General features: G+C 69.5%; 14 protein-coding genes. 7 read left to right on the plus strand and 7 right to left on the minus strand.

Going from position 1 to position 14,866, the window contains the following annotated elements; genetic code table 11:
- Positions 1–104: 104 nt before the first annotated feature.
- Complete coding sequence (locus R2707_20720) at positions 105–1,112, minus strand: ferrochelatase (protein MEZ5247525.1); 1,008 nt, start codon at positions 1,110–1,112, stop codon at positions 105–107.
- Positions 1,113–1,246: 134 nt separating this feature from the next.
- Here R2707_20720 and R2707_20725 point away from each other — a divergent pair, with 134 nt between their 5' ends.
- The gene (locus R2707_20725; protein ID MEZ5247526.1) at positions 1,247–2,146 is read left to right on the plus strand and encodes a transglycosylase family protein; all 900 of its coding nucleotides are present in this window, start codon (positions 1,247–1,249) and stop codon (positions 2,144–2,146) included.
- 13 nt (positions 2,147–2,159) lie between these two features.
- On the opposite strand, the gene R2707_20730 is transcribed toward R2707_20725, so the two are convergent.
- From R2707_20730 to R2707_20740, 3 genes are read right to left on the minus strand one after another with little or no spacing between them, the layout of a single operon-like run.
- Positions 2,160–2,495, minus strand: a complete 336-nt coding sequence (locus R2707_20730; protein ID MEZ5247527.1) for a glutaredoxin domain-containing protein — start codon at positions 2,493–2,495, stop codon at positions 2,160–2,162.
- A gap of 37 nt (positions 2,496–2,532) precedes the next feature.
- Positions 2,533–3,237, minus strand: a complete 705-nt coding sequence (locus tag R2707_20735; GenBank protein MEZ5247528.1) for a crotonase/enoyl-CoA hydratase family protein — start codon at positions 3,235–3,237, stop codon at positions 2,533–2,535.
- 29 nt (positions 3,238–3,266) lie between these two features.
- Positions 3,267–4,055 (minus strand): SGNH/GDSL hydrolase family protein, encoded by a 789-nt coding sequence (locus R2707_20740; protein ID MEZ5247529.1) that lies wholly within the window; start codon positions 4,053–4,055, stop codon positions 3,267–3,269.
- On the opposite strand from R2707_20740, the gene R2707_20745 reads away from it, so the two are divergent.
- From R2707_20745 to R2707_20755, 3 genes are all read left to right on the plus strand, one after another.
- On the plus strand, positions 4,056–5,804 hold the full coding sequence (locus R2707_20745; GenBank protein ID MEZ5247530.1) for an ABC-F family ATP-binding cassette domain-containing protein: 1,749 nt from the start codon (positions 4,056–4,058) through the stop codon (positions 5,802–5,804). It begins immediately after the preceding gene.
- A 27-nt stretch (positions 5,805–5,831) separates the two neighbouring features.
- Positions 5,832–6,473 (plus strand): NifU family protein, encoded by a 642-nt coding sequence (locus tag R2707_20750; protein ID MEZ5247531.1) that lies wholly within the window; start codon positions 5,832–5,834, stop codon positions 6,471–6,473.
- Between the two features lie 77 nt (positions 6,474–6,550).
- The gene (locus R2707_20755; GenBank protein ID MEZ5247532.1) at positions 6,551–7,588 is read left to right on the plus strand and encodes a hypothetical protein; all 1,038 of its coding nucleotides are present in this window, start codon (positions 6,551–6,553) and stop codon (positions 7,586–7,588) included.
- An 8-nt stretch (positions 7,589–7,596) separates the two neighbouring features.
- Here the strand turns inward: R2707_20755 and dxs are convergent, their stop codons facing one another.
- Genes dxs through R2707_20770 form a run of 3 tightly spaced genes read right to left on the minus strand, consistent with a single transcriptional unit; the run spans position 7,597 to position 10,729 of the window.
- Complete coding sequence (dxs, locus tag R2707_20760; GenBank protein MEZ5247533.1) at positions 7,597–9,423, minus strand: 1-deoxy-D-xylulose-5-phosphate synthase; 1,827 nt, start codon at positions 9,421–9,423, stop codon at positions 7,597–7,599.
- 57 nt (positions 9,424–9,480) lie between these two features.
- The gene (locus R2707_20765) at positions 9,481–10,344 is read right to left on the minus strand and encodes a phosphatase PAP2 family protein (protein ID MEZ5247534.1); all 864 of its coding nucleotides are present in this window, start codon (positions 10,342–10,344) and stop codon (positions 9,481–9,483) included.
- Between the two features lie 4 nt (positions 10,345–10,348).
- Positions 10,349–10,729 (minus strand): hotdog domain-containing protein, encoded by a 381-nt coding sequence (locus tag R2707_20770; protein MEZ5247535.1) that lies wholly within the window; start codon positions 10,727–10,729, stop codon positions 10,349–10,351.
- Between the two features lie 39 nt (positions 10,730–10,768).
- Here R2707_20770 and R2707_20775 point away from each other — a divergent pair, with 39 nt between their 5' ends.
- From R2707_20775 to R2707_20785, 3 genes are read left to right on the plus strand one after another with little or no spacing between them, the layout of a single operon-like run.
- A complete protein-coding gene (locus tag R2707_20775) occupies positions 10,769–12,160 on the plus strand; it encodes a TldD/PmbA family protein (GenBank protein MEZ5247536.1) in 1,392 nt (463 codons plus the stop codon).
- 10 nt (positions 12,161–12,170) lie between these two features.
- Complete coding sequence (locus R2707_20780; GenBank protein MEZ5247537.1) at positions 12,171–13,514, plus strand: TldD/PmbA family protein; 1,344 nt, start codon at positions 12,171–12,173, stop codon at positions 13,512–13,514.
- Between the two features lie 4 nt (positions 13,515–13,518).
- Positions 13,519–14,865: a TldD/PmbA family protein gene (locus tag R2707_20785; GenBank protein MEZ5247538.1), complete on the plus strand. Its 1,347-nt coding sequence runs from the start codon at positions 13,519–13,521 to the stop codon at positions 14,863–14,865.
- The last annotated feature ends 1 nt before the right edge of the window (position 14,866 follow it).

Consider the following 14,866-nt stretch of genomic DNA (forward strand, 5'->3'; position numbering starts at 1 on the left):
GGTGCCTCCCCAAAGCAGCCTGTGGACAACTCTGTGGAGAGGATAGGAATCCTCGCGCGGGGAGCGGTGGATCCCCCGCTTGCCGCGCGATCAGCACAGGTGGGTCATCGCCCGGACGGGCGACCCGAGGGGCAGCATCCTTCGGCACAGGGATTCGGACGCTCGGGAAGTGCGCTGAGCGCCCGCCGGGGAGACGCGTGGAGCCGCTCGGCGACGAGTTCGGCCCACATGGCGACGAAGCGGGGATCGGGGCCCGTACCCGGCGTCGCCGCCCGCTCGATACGAATCCCCAGCTCGTCGGCCGTCGCCCGGGCTTCGGTGTCGAGGTCCCAGACCACCTCCATGTGGTCGGAGACGAACCCGATCGGGACGATGACGGCGGCATCGGTTCCGTGCGCGGCGAGGTCGCGCAGATGGTCGTTGATGTCGGGTTCGAGCCAGGGGACGGTCGGCGGTCCCGATCGGCTCTGCCACGCGAGCGTCCAAGAAGACTCCGGTGCGGCCGACGCGACCAATTCGGCCGTTGCCCGCAGCTGTGCTTCGTAGTCCGACGTTGCCGCCATCGCGGTGGGGATCGAGTGCGCGGTGAACACCAGCGGCGTGGCCCGGCCGAGCCGATCGATCGCCGTGCGGACCCCGTCGCGGAACGGTTCCACGAAACCCGGGTGGTCGAAATAGTGCCGCACCTTCTCGATGACCGGCGCCGACGCACCCACCTGCGCCCTGGCCTTCTCGATGTCGTCGAGGTACTGGCGACAACCGGAGTGCGAGCTGTAGGCGCTGGTGACGATCGCCAGCGCTCGGGTCACCCCGTCGTCGGCCATCTGCTGCACCGTCGCCGCCAGGTACGGATGCCAGTTGCGATTGCCCCAGTACACGGGAAGGGGGTCGCCCGACCGGCGGAGCTCCTCGTCGAGCGCGGCGACGAGGCGTCGGCACTGCTCGTTGATCGGCGAGATCCCGTCGAAGTGCGCATAGTGCGCGCCCACGACGGCGAGCCGTTCGTCGGGGATGTCGCGACCACGGGTCACGTTGCGCAGAAACGGGACCACGTCGTCGGGACCCTCGGGGCCCCCGAACGACACCACCAACACGGCATCGAAATCCGTCACACGCCCGAGGCTACCGAGCGTGGCCGCGGCTTTCGTTCGGAGCGTCGATGTGGCTAGGGTCCTCGGGTCCTCCGGGTGGAGTGCGATCCGACGTCCGTCGGCGCGCACGCGTGTCCGCCCACGGGTCTTCCGTCATGCATTCGCTCTCGCTTCCCCGTCGTCGACACCGCTGGCTCGGTGGGCTGCTCGTCGCCTCCGCCGTCGCCACCCTGCTCGGGTTCGGTTCGTTCGCCTCGGCCGACGAGATCGAGGAGCTGCGCAACGGCATTCCCACCGGCGAAGCGGTACGGCAGGAGATCAGTCGACTCTCGGACGAGCGCGACGGACTCCTGACGGCGCTCAGCGGAGCCGAGTCGGATCTCGCTGCCGTCCTCGAGGAGCGGGGTCGCTTCGACGACGATCAGCGGCGGTTGGCTTCACAGATCGAAGCGGCGACCGACCACCTGCGAACCGTGGCGGTGCGTGCCTTCGTCTCCGGCGGCGACATGGGGGAGCTGCAGTTCCTCGTCAACGTCACCTCGGTCTCGGATCTGAGCTGGCGTCGACACCTGCTGCGCAACCATGCCGGTTCGTCGCACGAGGCCCTGGAACGCCTCCGGGACCTGGAGGCCGAGGCCAGCGACGAAGTGCGCGAGAGCATCGAGAACGCGGAACGGCTCCGTGCCGAGATCGCCTCGCTCGAGCTCGAGATCGCGGCGATCGAGCCCCGCATCGCCGAGACCCGTGAGCTCCAACCGCTCGCCGACGCCTGGGACCGCGCCGCGATCGCCATGAAGGAAGGCCCCTACGGCATCGCGCCGGCCGACAAGTGGGAGATGCTGCGGTTCTGCGAGTCGACGAACAACTATCGGGCGACCTCGCCGACGGGTGCGTATCGCGGTGCGTACCAGTTCGACTACGCGACCTGGCAGACGGTCGGCGGCACCGGCGATCCGGCGGCCGCTCCTCCCGCAGAACAGGACGCCCGCGCTCGAGAGCTCTACGCCCGCCGCGGGGACGCGCCGTGGCCCGAGTGCGGCTACCACCTGCGGTAGCCGGAGGTGATGCTCAGCCGCCGAGAAGGCGGCGGGCGGCGCCGGCGACACGGCCGGGGCGTGGTGGCTCCCACCCGTCGGGCACGAGGTGCGGAGCCTTCTCCGACAACACCGTGATCACGTCGTCGGCCGACGGGTTGACGAGGCCGACCCCGTCGACGACCACGGTCGGGACCGTTTCGTTGCCGTTGGCCCACTGGCGCACGGTGGCGGCATCGGCCGGGTTGTCCCAGATGTTGTGCTTGTGCATGGGGACTCCCTGCTTGCTCAGGCTGCGGTCGAGCATCATGCAGAAGCCACACCCCGGACGCCAGTAGAAGTCGACCCCGGTGATCTTCGCGTCGTTCATGCCGACCAGAACCGGTTGAACGTCGGGTTTCTTCCCGTCATGGCTTGACCGTGAACGCCGACATGTCTTCGTCGAGCGACCGATGGGCCAGATCGATCATCGCCTGGCGAGCGTTCTTGCGGGTCCTTGCGAACCCCGACGGGCTCAGCGCGTCGGCATGCCCCCGCGCGAGCTCGAGCACGGTCGACTCCATCTCGGCTGCGGGGACGACTCGGTCGAGAAAGCCGACGTCGACGGCGTCGGTCGGGGAGTACACGGTGCCGAGCAGGGTCGCCGCGGTGAAGTGACGCCGGGACAGCCGCTCACGAGCGAGTTCCGTGGCGAAGATCGGCAGCGGCATACCGATGGTGGTCTCGGGGAGGCCGACCTTTCCGGGGGAGTCGGTGGCGATGCGCACGTCGCACGACAGCAACACGACGGCGCCGGCGGCGAGGGCGTGGCCGTCGGAGCCGGCGAGCACGGGGGCAGGGAAGCCGTAGAGCCGCAGGCACAACTCGGCGCCCTTCCTGACCATCGCCTGGGCCGCCTCGGGCCCCTCCTTCATCACGGTGAGGTCGAAACCGGCGCTGAACTTCCCCTCGCGTCCGAACAGCACGACAGCCTTGGCGTCGGCGGCGGCGTCGAGGGCGGCGTTGATGCCGTCCATCGTCGCGTGGCCGAGGGCGTTGGCTTTGCCGTCATCGATGCGGATCACGGCGAGATCGTCGGCGATCTCGAAGGAGACGGTGTCGTGGGTAGTCATGGCGGCGACGATAGCGGTCGACGCCGCCGTCAGTCGGCCCGAGGGTCGTACTCGTCGGGGATCGACTCCGGATCCAGGTCGAGCACCTCGCAGTAGGCGGCGACCCACGCGCCGTAGCCCGCGTCGCTCGGGTGGAACCGGTCCGATGCCCAGCCCCGCCGACCGGTCACGAGGTGGGGGACCACATCGGCGACCGCGATGCCCCGACGCGCAGCCGTGCGCCGTACCGATCGGTTGACCCATCGCCCCGAAGGGCTCACGGACGGCGCCGGGAGGGTCGACACGATCGCGTGGGTGGGGAGTTCGTCGATCAACTCGTTGACGCGGGCCGAAACCGACGGGGGGTGTGGGTTGCGCATGAGGTCGTTGGATCCGACCCCGCAGGTGACGAGGCTCGGCGTCTGTTCGAGCTGCTCGAGCAGCGGCAGCTGATCGCGTCGGACCTGATGGCTGCGGGCGCCGGAGCGGCTGAGATTGATGATCCCGTGCGGGCGGCCGTCCGCAGCGAGACCGCCGGCGATACGTGCGACCCAGCTCCGCGACAGCGACGTCGCGCCGACGCCCTGGGCGATGGAGTCGCCGAGTACGACCCAGACCGGGTGACTTCCGGTGAGTGCCGACTGGGCGATCTCGCGCCACTCCGCTTCGCGCGGGTTGACCTGGGCTGCAACGGCGCGGGTGCCGCCGCTGACCGCGCTGATCGTGCGGGTGAACGGGCGCGGCGCCCACGGCTCGCGCTCGTGGAGCGCGGCGATCACGGGGTGGTGATCGCCTCGGTGGTGATCGGGTTCGTCCGTCGGAGGCTTAGTCTGCGCCACGTGATCCTTGTCGACCTCGATCGAGTCAGCATGAGTCGTCCGAACCGGTCGCTCTTCAGCGACGTGTCGGTGACCGTGTCGGCCGGCGACCGACTGGGGGTTGTCGGGATCAACGGTACCGGCAAGTCCACGCTGCTCTCGGTCATCGCCGGAACACGCGAGCCCGAGGGTGGAACGATCCGTCGGGGCCGCGAGGTCTCGATCGCCGTGGTCGACCAGGTCACCCGCCTGGTGCCCGGAACGGTGCGCGACGCGGTTGGCGCCGGTTGGCGCGGCGAGGCCGCGCTCGATCGTCTCGGCGTGGGCGACCTCATGGACCGATCGACCGCCGAACTCTCGGGTGGCCAGGAGAAGCGCGTCGCGCTCGCCCAAGCCGTCGTGGCCGACGCCGACCTGCTGGTGCTCGACGAGCCGACCAACCATCTCGACGTCGATGCCATCGAATGGCTGGAGAACGAGCTGTCGGCATTCCGGGGCGGACTGGTCCTCGTCACCCACGACCGAGCAGTGCTCGACGCCCTCACCACCAGGATCCTCGAGCTCGACCGCGGGTCGGCGTATCTCCACGACGGTGGCTACGCCGGCTATCTCGAGGGGCGGGCCGCTCGAGAGGAACGGGCGGCGGCATCGGAGTCGACACGCCGCAACCTGGCTCGACGCGAGCTCGCGTGGCTGCGACGAGGAGCCAAGGCCCGGACCCGCAAGAGTCGGTCCCGCATCGACCGGGCGAACGAACTGATCGAGGGTGGCCCCCAGGCGGCGGCGCGCGAAGGCGACCTCGACCTCGCCCAACTGCACAAGGGCACTCCCCGGCTCGGCGACCAGGTCATCGAACTGCACGACGTCACGGTCGGGTTCGAGGGTGCCGAGCCGCTCGTCGAAGGGCTCGATCTGCTGTTGGACCGCCGCGACCGCCTCGGCATCGTCGGTGCCAACGGCAGCGGCAAGTCGACGCTGCTCGACGTGCTGGCGGGACGCCGTGCCCCCCTCGCCGGCGAGATCGTCGTGGGGCCGACCGCGCAGATCGGGCTGCACGACCAGCGGGGCCGAGACCTGCCGCCGAAGGCGAGGGTCCGTGATCTCATGGCCGGCGACGGGGCCGAACCCGACTGGTGGGACATCGCCCTGCTCGAACGGTTCTGGTTCGACTCCGACACCCAGCGCTCGCCCATCGAGTTGCTGTCGGGCGGGGAGCGGCGCCGGATCCAGCTCGTGTTGACGCTGGCCGACAAGCCCAACGTCCTCCTGCTCGACGAGCCGACGAACGATCTCGACCTCGACACGCTCCGGGCCCTCGAGGACTTCCTCGACGACTGGCCGGGCGCGGTGGTGGTGGTGAGTCACGACCGGACGTTCCTCGACCGGACGGTCGACGACGTGCTCGTCATCGACAACGGTCGCGCCCAGCGGTGGCCGGGTGGGTACGAGCAGTGGTTGCAGGACCGACGAACCCACGGGAACCGGGGCAGCGTGGCGTCGTCGACCCCGGTCGAACGGGCATCGAAACAGGCGCGTCCGGCATCCGGCGGGCGGAGCCACAGCACGATCCGCCACGAGTTGAAGGCGACCGAGAAGCAGCTGAGCACGCTCCAGAAGCAGCGGGCGAGGCTCGACGGTGATCTTGCCGAGGCCGGCACCGACCATGTGCGCCTGGCAGCGGTCGGTGAGGCGATCGCGGCCTGCGACCGCGAGGTGGCGGAGGTCGAGGAGCGATGGCTCGAGCTCTCCGAGGAGCTCGAAAGCCGATGACGAAGCGGCGTCGGTACCATGGGCGCCATGTCTGAAACCGCCACCCCCGAGGCAGAAGCCGGCGCCACCGAGGTGCTGATCGTGACCGATGCGGCCCGGGCCACCGTGCTCGACATCCGGGCCAAGGAGGACGATGGCGAGCTGCTCGGCCTACGGGTCGAGGTCACCGGTGCATCCGGGGTCGACTACACCTACGACCTCTCGCTCGAGCCGATCGCCGAGGCCGACGACGAGGATTTTGTTCGTGAACACGAGGGCCTGACGGTCATCGTTCCCGCCGCCAGCGTCGCCGCGCTCACCGGAGCGACGCTCGATCTCCCGTCGGTCGCCGGTCAGGGCGGCCTCGTGATCCGCAACCCGAACCGTCCGAATCCGCTCGGCGACCTCGGCCAGTTGGAGCTGACGGGGGATGCAGCCAACAAGATCACGGTGCTGCTCGCGGAGCGGATCAACCCGGCGCTGGCGTCGCACGGAGGATTCGCCGAACTCGTCGGGGTCGAGGGCGAGAAGGCCTTCGTCACGATGGGCGGCGGTTGTCAGGGGTGCGCCATGAGCGCCGCCACGCTGCGCGAGGGCATCACGAAGGCGATTCTCGAGGCGGTCCCCGAGATCACCGAAGTGGTCGACACGACCGACCACGACCAGGGCGAGAACCCCTACTACAGCTGAGCGCGGTAGGGCCTCGGCCCGGCGGTTCCCACGTGCCGACAGCACTGCGAGCCGACAGAATTGCTAGGGTGCCATGCATGCGGCAGATTCGGCGGTTCTCGGTCCTCTTGGTGTTGGCGCTCGCGTTGGTGGGTTGCGGGGACGGAGGCAGCCGCACCGAGACCTCGGCGGTCGAGACCCTGGGTGCGGCGTTGACCGGAGCCGCGGAGGCGAGTTCGTACCGCATCGAGGTGTCGACTGCGCAGACGATCTCGTCGAGTGCGTTGGGGATCGAAACCTCGACGGCGCTCGACCGTGAGCGGCCGGGGTCCGTTTCGGAGGTCACGCCGGACGGGTTCCATGGAATCGTCGACCTCGTGAGCCTGCTCGGCCCCGTCGCCGAAGGCGTGGGAGGGCCGCTCGAGATCGAGATGTGGGGTTCCGCCGACCGGTTCGTGTTCGACACGACGAGCTACGAGCGGCTTCAGGCACTCAACCCGCTCGGCGAGCTCGGCCCCTACCGGCCGGGTGTGTTCTCCGTCGACGCAGGCGCGCTCGGTGCGATGGGAAACGAGGAGGTGGTGGGCGCACTGGGGGGTGGAACCTTCGATCTGGCATCGCTGGCCGAGACACTGCCGGCGGCCCTGCGCGACGTGAGTGCCGACGAGGAACGACCGGGCACCTATGTGGGAACGGCGTCGATCGCTGCCGTCAACACGGCACTGGGAACCGACGTGGAGGACATGGCCCGAGCGACGTCGGCCGGTATGGCGCTCAACCTCGACGTCGATCCGGAGGCTCTGGCCGCGGTCTATGTCGATTTCTACGAGAGTCAGGACGTCGAGGTGGTCGTCACCGTCGAAGCGGGCCTGCTGTCGACCCTCGAGTACGAGATGGACATCGCACCGCTCTATGAGTTCCTGTTCGCCGACGACCGCGCGTCCGCCCTGTTCGGGGCCACGCCGAGCGAGGCCCGCGCGGCCCGGGAGGCCGTTGCCGACACCGTCTGGACGCAGTCGCTCTTCACGCGATTCGTCGCCGATCCGGACCTGGTCCTGCCGGTCGCTCCCGAGCCGACCGAGGATCGCACCGAGGAGATGGTCGAGTTCTTCGAGGCGTCGGGTCTGTTCGACTGATTCGGGAGCTACCCGAGGATCGCCCGCACGCCGGCGGCGATGCCGGCGGCATCGAGGCCGAACCCGGCGTGGATCTCGTCGGGGTCGCCGTGCGGGATGTACTCGGTGGGGACGCCGAGCACTCGGACCCGACACTCGGCACCGCGCTCACCGAGAGCATCACGAACGCCGGCGCCGGCACCACCGATGCGCAACCCGTCTTCGACGGTCACGACGAGGCGATGATCGGCGATGTCGTCGATCATCGCGGGGTCGAGCGGGGTGACGACGCGGGGGTCATAGACGGTCGCGTCGATGCCGTCGGCCGCCAGCAGGTCGGCGGCGCCCAGTGCGGCGCCGAGCATCTGGCCGAAGCCGAGCAGGGCCACGGAGCCGTCGCCCGAGCGGAGCCGGCGAGCCCGCAGACCGGATCCGACCTCGTTGTCGGGGACATGGGTCGCCTTGCCCCGTGACCAGCGGATGGCGACGGGTCCGTCGGTGAGGCCCATGGCGTCTTCCATCATCTGCTGGATCTCCTGATAGCTCGACGGTGCGAAGACCGTCATGCCCGGGACCTTGGTGAGCAGGACGAGATCGAGGATGCCGTGGTGCGAGGCGCCGTCGGGGCCGGTGATGCCGGCCCGGTCGAGACAGAAGATCACGGGCTGCCCGTGGAGCCCCACGTCGAGGTTGACCTGGTCGAACGCTCTCGTGAGGAATGTTGCATAGACGGCGACGAGGGGGCGGAGACCGCCCATCGCCATGCCCGCCGCTGCGGTGACCGCGTGCTGCTCGGCGATGCCGACGTCGATACAGCGGTCGGGGAAGCGTTCGCGGAAGGGGAGGAGTCCCGTCGAATCGGGCATCGCCGCGGTGATCGCGACGAGCTCGGGATGCTGATCACCCAGCTTCACGAGCGTCTCGGAGAACGCAGCGGTGTAGCTGCCCTCCTTCATCGACCCCGTGTCGTGCATGTTCTTGACGTCGTCCTGCTCGGCCGGTGCGTACCCCCGACCCTTCTGGGTGAGGACGTGGACGACGACCGGGCCCTCGAACTCCCTCGCGTTCTCGAGCGCTTCCTCGACCGACGCGATGTCGTGGCCGTCGAAGGGCCCCATGTAGCGCACGCCGAGATCCTCGAAGAAGGCCGACGGCTCCCACATCTCGCGGATCGCGGCCTTCGACATCTTGACACCGCGCCCGATCTGCTCGCCGACCCACGGGATGCGCTCGGCGATCTCCTCGATCTTTGCCTGGCGCCGCATGTAGGTCGGGTTGTTGCGGATCTTGACGAGGCTCTCGGAGAGCTTCGAGACCGTCGGTGCATAGGAGCGGCCGTTGTCGTTGAGCACGACCACCACGTCGCGTCCGCTGTGGCCGAGGTTGTTGAGCCCCTCGAAGGCCATACCGCCGGTGAGCGCGCCGTCGCCGATGACGGCGACGACCTCACGCCGCGCATCGCCGGCGTGGAACGCCGTGGCGAGCCCGTGGGCGTACGAGAGCACCGTCGACGCGTGGCTGTTCTCGATCCAGTCGTGCTCCGACTCGGCTCGCGACGGGTAGCCGGAGAGGCCGCCGGTCTGGCGCAGGGTCCGGAAGTCGCGGGCTCGGCCGGTCAGCATCTTGTGGACGTAGGCCTGATGTCCGGTGTCCCAGAGGATCACGTCGTGGGGCGACCGGAACACCCGGTGCAGCGCGATCGTAAGCTCGACTGCGCCGAGGTTGGAGCCCAGGTGGCCGCCGTGTTCGTTGACGGCGTCGATGATCTCGTGGCGGATCTGCTCGGCGAGATCGTCGAGCTCGGCGTAGCTCCGTCCTTGGAGGTCTTCGGGGCCGTTGACGGCGTCGAGCAACATGTGTTTCCTCACGGGCACGCGTGCCTCACGAAACGAAGCGGGCCGCCGCGGGCGGCGCTACCCGGCTTTCAGGGTAGCGCCACGTTCGCGCGGTTGACGGAAGCGGCCGGGGAACAGCCGAGCCAACGGACTCGCGATCGCCAGGCCGAACCCGAGCGCGGTCAAGCCGCCGATGGCATCGATCCAGTAGTGGTTCGCCGTCACGATGATCGCGAAGAGCGTGACGAACGGGTACGCGGCGATGGCGACGCGGGCCCAGCGTCGGCGCAGCACCGGGAACAGACCGATTGCGCACCACGTGGACCATGCGATGTGGAGGCTCGGCATCGCCGCGTACTGATTCGAGATCGACTCCATCGTGTCGGTTTCGAAGGACCAGAGTCCGCCCGGGTCGACGAGCGTGTCGACATAGTCGTGGTCGGGGCTGCAGGCGCCGTAGGACGACTGCGGCTCGCATGCCGACAGCAGCCGCGGTGGCATCAGCGGGAAGAACGCGAACCCGATGAGCGCCGCCATCGTCGTCGCGGCCAACGCCGAACGCATGAACATGTAGCGCTGCGGGAAGCGCAGGAAGAGGAAGACCATCGCGAAGATGGTCACGGCGAAGTGGAAGGTCCCGTAGAAGACGTTCCAGAACACGATGAACGGGTCGTAGGCGAGGAATCGGGCCTGGATCCACTCCTCGTGGTAGAGCCCGAGCGCCCGCTCGATGTCGATGACGTGCAGGGCGTTGTCGAAGGCGCGATCGATGATGTCGCCGCCCAGCGCCGAGCCGAACTGGTTCCGGATCGTGGAGTAGATCACGTAGAAGGCCAGGGTGATCAGGCCTTCGACCCACCAATGGACGCCGGCCTCGCCTGGGGTGGTCGGATCGGGAGGGGAGTCGAGTTCGCGCATGATCGCGTCGGTGGGCGCCGCCACCGGTCTACTCGGTCGCTCGTTCGAGGAACCGGTCGCGGTCGACGAGGACCCGTACCACGCGCCCCGAGGCGATGATCCCGCGGACATCTCCGGCCTCGACGGCGAACGTCAGCCGCCGACCCTCGACCCGGTCGAGCACAGCCGAGATCGTGACGTCGGCACCCACGGGGCTGGGCTGCACGTGGTCGATCTGCATGCGCATCCCCACCGTCGTCTGGCCCGGTTCGAGGTGCCCGGCGACAGCCTGCACACATGCGGCCTCGGCCCATGCGAGCACGCGCGGGGTCGACAGGACGTCGACATCGCCCGAGCCCATGGCCATGGCGGTGTCGTCGTCGGAGACCTTGCGTTCGATACGGGCGACCAACCCGGCGTCCACGGACATCGGCGGTACCATAGCCAACCCCCGGCCCAGGAGGTCTCCGTGCTCGATCACGAGCTCATCAACCGCACGCTCGGCACCGCGCTCCGCACCGGTGGAGAGTTCGCCGAGGTCTTCGTCGAAGACAAGCGTTCCTCCTCCGCGACCCTCGACGACGGTCGGGTCGAGGAGCTCACCAGCGGCCGCGACCGTGGCGCCGGCATCCGTGTCGTGGTCGGCGACACCACCGGTTTCGCGCACACCGCCGATCTCTCCGAAGCCGGTTTGGCGAAGGCCGCCGAGGCGGCCGCGGCGGCCGCACGCGGCGGCGGTGGCGGAGTCCGCGAGGTCGCGGTCCATCCGGTCGACGGTCCCCGGCCACGTCCGGTTCGCATCGCGCCCGAAGACGTGGCGAAGGCGACCAAGGTCGAACTCCTCTCGCTGGCCGATGCGGCCGCTCGTGGCGAAGGCTCGGCGATCACCCAGGTGTCGGCCCGCTACGGCGACAGCCGGCGACGGATCCTGGTCGCCAACAGCGACGGCCTGCTCGCCGAGGACGACCAGGTCCGCACCCTGTTCTCGGTCTCCTGCGTCGCCACCGGCGACACCGGGCTCCAGACCGGTCGGGAATCGGCCGGGCGCACGGTCGGGTTCGAACTCTTCGACGAGACCGATGTCGAGGACATGGCGCGCCGGGCCGCCGGTCGCGCGATCACGAAGCTCGCTGCTCGCCCGGCACCGTCCGGCGCGATGCCGGTGGTGGTCGGTCCCGGCGGCGGCGGGGTGCTCTTCCACGAGGCATGCGGGCACGGCCTCGAAGCCGACCTCGTGGCCAAGTCGGCCAGCGTGTTCGCCGGCCGGGTCGGCGAGGCGGTCGCCACGCCACTCGTGACCCTCGTCGACGACGGCACGATGGCCGGGGAGTGGGGACACTTCACGATCGACGACGAGGGCCGGGCGGCTGCACACAACGTCTTGATCCAGGACGGCGTCCTCACGGACTACATGTGGGATCACCTGCGGGCCCGCAAGGAGGGCCGACCCAGTTCCGGCAACGGCCGCCGCCAGAGCTACCAGCACCTCCCGATGGTGCGGATGACCAACACCTATCTCGCCAACGGGTCCGACGATCCGGCCGACATCGTCAGCAGCACCGACCACGGTGTCTATGTCGCCCAGCTCGGGGGTGGCCAGGTCAACACCGCCACCGGCGACTTCGTGTTCGGCATGACCGAGGCCTATCTCATCGAGAACGGCGAGATCACCGAGCCGATCCGCGAGGGCAACCTGATCGGCAACGGTCCCGAGGTGCTCACGCGCATCGATGCGTTGGGCAACGACTTCGCGATGGGCTCGCCGGGCACGTGTGGCAAAGACGGCCAGGGTGTGCCGGTGGGCGACGGGACCCCGACGCTGCGGGTGACCAGCCTCACCGTCGGCGGCACCGCGGCCTGAGGCGGGGGTCATGGAAGAACTGATCGACATCGCCGATCGCGTCGCCGGATGGGCGCACGACGGCGAGCAGGTGGAGGCGTTCGTCGTCCACGAGCACGAGACCGAGATCCGGGCCTACGACGGTGATGTCGAGTCGCTCACCTCGGCCGAGAGCCAGGGAATCGGGGTGCGCGTCGTCGTCGATGGCCGACAGGGCTACGCGTACGCGGGAACCCTCGAGGAGGGCGCCCTGCAGGAGACCCTGCGGGAGGCGCGAGACAATGCGTCCTTCGCCCAACCCGACGAGTTCAACGGGGTGGCCGTGCCCGACGGCGTCGCCACCGCGGAGCTCGACCTCTTCGATGCGTCCCTAGCCGACTTCTCGACCGACGAGAAGGTGGCCCTCGCGATCGAGCTCGAGCGGGCGACCCGGGCCGCGGACCCCCGCATCTCCGGCATCGAGTCGGCCGAATACGTCGACACGGTCTACGAGTCCGCGGTCGCGACATCGACCGGAATCCGGAGCTCGACGCGCGAGACGGGCTGCTACCTGTCGGCCTACTCGCTGGCCGAAGCCGACGGCGAGACGCAGACCGGATTCGGGTTCTCGATCGGACGCGGCCCCTCGGCGCTCGATCCGGCCAAGGCCGCCGCCGATGCGGCAGAGCGGGCCACGCGCCTCCTCGGCGCCGTGAAGCCCGAGACGGGTCGAGTCACCGTGGTCCTCGACCCGTGGGTGACCGCCCAGCTGCTCGGCATCATCGGCCACACGCTCACCGGCGATGCGGTGCAGCGGGGCCGCTCCTTGTTCGCCGACCGGGTCGGCGAACAGGTCGCGGTGGCGGATCTGATCCTGGTCGACGACGCCACCGACCCCGATGCGTTCACCGCGTCGATGGTCGACGGCGAAGGCCTCGCGACCCGACCGACGTCGCTCATCGAGGGCGGCGTGCTGCAGGGATTCCTGCACAACAGCTACTCGGCCCGTCGGGGCGGCACCATGTCGACGGGGTCCGCCGTGCGCGGCGGATTCAAGGGTGCGCCGGGAGTCGGCGCCCACGCGCTCGCCTTGCGCCCCGGAAGCAAGACTCAGGCCGAGCTCATCGCCGGGATCGACGACGGCCTGCTCGTCCAGGGCGTCGCGGGGTTGCATTCCGGCGTCAATCCCGTGTCGGGCGATTTCTCCACCGGTGCGGAAGGACTGCGGATTCGCAACGGCGAGGTCGCCGAGCCTTTGCGTGAGCTCACGATCGCGTCGACCATCCAGCGCCTCCTGCTCGACATCCAGGGGATCGGTGCCGATCTCGAGTGGCTGCCCATGAGCGCTGCCGGGGTGAGCCTCGTGGTCGCCGATGTCACCATGTCGGGCGTCTGATCCGTTGACCGAACTCGACGAGATCGCGCGTGCCCTGCTCGCGTCGGCGCAGGCCGGTGACGATGTCGAGGTGTGCGTCGGGCGCGCCGTGGAGACGACCGTCCGCGTCCATGGTGGCGAGGTCGAGTCGCTGACCGTCGCCGAATCGCACGGTGTGGGCGTGCGTGTGGTCGTCGGCCGCCGCGAAGGTCATGCCCACGCGGGCAGCTTCGACGCCGACGTCGTGCGTGACCTCGTCGCCGAGGCGCGCGACAACGCGACGTTCGCGCAGGACGACGAACGCGTCGGGCTCGCCGTGCCCGATGGTGTCGCCGCCGTGCCGGTGGATCGTTGGGACGTCTCGGTCGCCTCGACCCCGGTCGACGACAAGATCGCGCTGGCCGTCGCGCTGGAGGCGGCCGTGCTCGCCGCCGACGCCCGCATCCGCGGCGTGCGGGCATCGGTCTATGGCGACACCTCGAGCGAGGTCGTCATCAGGAGCACCACCGGCATCGAGAGCCACACCACCGGCACGATGGCATCACTGTCGACGAGTGTCCTGGTCGACGACGTCGACGGCGGCACGCGTACGGGTGGCGCGGTCGACGCGGCACGGGGTCCGGTCGGGCTCGATGTCGACAAGGTCGCCGAACTCGCCGTGGCCCGGGGACTGCAGCTGCTCGGTGCGGTCACGCCGACGACCGGACGACCGACCGTCGTGTTCGAGCCGCGGTTCGCGGCGACGATACTCGGCCTGGTTGCGGGGATGCTGTCCGGAGAGCGGGTCGTCAAGGGCCGTACCCCGTTCGCCGACCGCGTCGGCGACACCGTCGCGGCCGAGATCCTGTCGCTCTTCGACGATGCGACCGACCCGGATTCACTTGCCGCTGCGGCCTTCGACGGCGAGGGGCTGGCCTGTCGCCGCGTGCCGCTCATCGGCGGAGGAACGCTCGACGGCTTCCTCCACGACACGAGAAGCGCCAGAGGTCTGGGGACGACGTCGACCGGTTCGGCGCTGCGCAGCATCCGTGGTGGGCCGTCGCCCGGGTATCGAGCGTTGCACGTGGCCCCGGGCTCGGGTGGACTCGACGACTTCATCGCCGGCATCGACGACGGACTTCTCGTGGCCTCACTGCAGGGCCTGCACTCCGGCGTCAACGCCGTCAGCGGCGATCTGTCGGTCGGCGTCGAAGGCGTCCGGATCCGAAACGGTGCCCTGGCGGAGCCCATCCGGGAGGGGACCCTGGCCGGCGCGATTCCGAGGATGTTGCTCGATATCACCGCCGTCGGTGCCGACAGGGAACACCAACCCGGCGGTTCGATCGTTCCGTCGCTCGTCATGGAGGGCCTGACCCTCGGTGGAGGTGGCTGAC

Source organism: Acidimicrobiales bacterium, from assembly GCA_041394245.1.
In the GTDB taxonomy this organism is placed as follows: domain Bacteria; phylum Actinomycetota; class Acidimicrobiia; order Acidimicrobiales; family Aldehydirespiratoraceae; genus JAJRXC01.

Bases quoted from the DNA above. Each gene is read 5' to 3' on its own strand.
- R2707_20750 (MEZ5247531.1), top strand. From the start codon at position 5,832: ATGTCTGAAACCGCCACCCCCGAGGCAGAAGCCGGCGCCACCGAGGTG.
- R2707_20730 (MEZ5247527.1), bottom strand. From the start codon at position 2,495: ATGAACGACGCGAAGATCACCGGGGTCGACTTCTACTGGCGTCCGGGG.
- R2707_20725 (MEZ5247526.1), top strand. From the start codon at position 1,247: ATGCATTCGCTCTCGCTTCCCCGTCGTCGACACCGCTGGCTCGGTGGG.
- R2707_20780 (MEZ5247537.1), top strand. From the start codon at position 12,171: ATGGAAGAACTGATCGACATCGCCGATCGCGTCGCCGGATGGGCGCAC.
- R2707_20755 (MEZ5247532.1), top strand. From the start codon at position 6,551: ATGCGGCAGATTCGGCGGTTCTCGGTCCTCTTGGTGTTGGCGCTCGCG.
- R2707_20770 (MEZ5247535.1), bottom strand. From the start codon at position 10,729: ATGTCCGTGGACGCCGGGTTGGTCGCCCGTATCGAACGCAAGGTCTCC.
- R2707_20735 (MEZ5247528.1), bottom strand. From the start codon at position 3,237: ATGACTACCCACGACACCGTCTCCTTCGAGATCGCCGACGATCTCGCC.
- dxs (MEZ5247533.1), bottom strand. From the start codon at position 9,423: ATGTTGCTCGACGCCGTCAACGGCCCCGAAGACCTCCAAGGACGGAGC.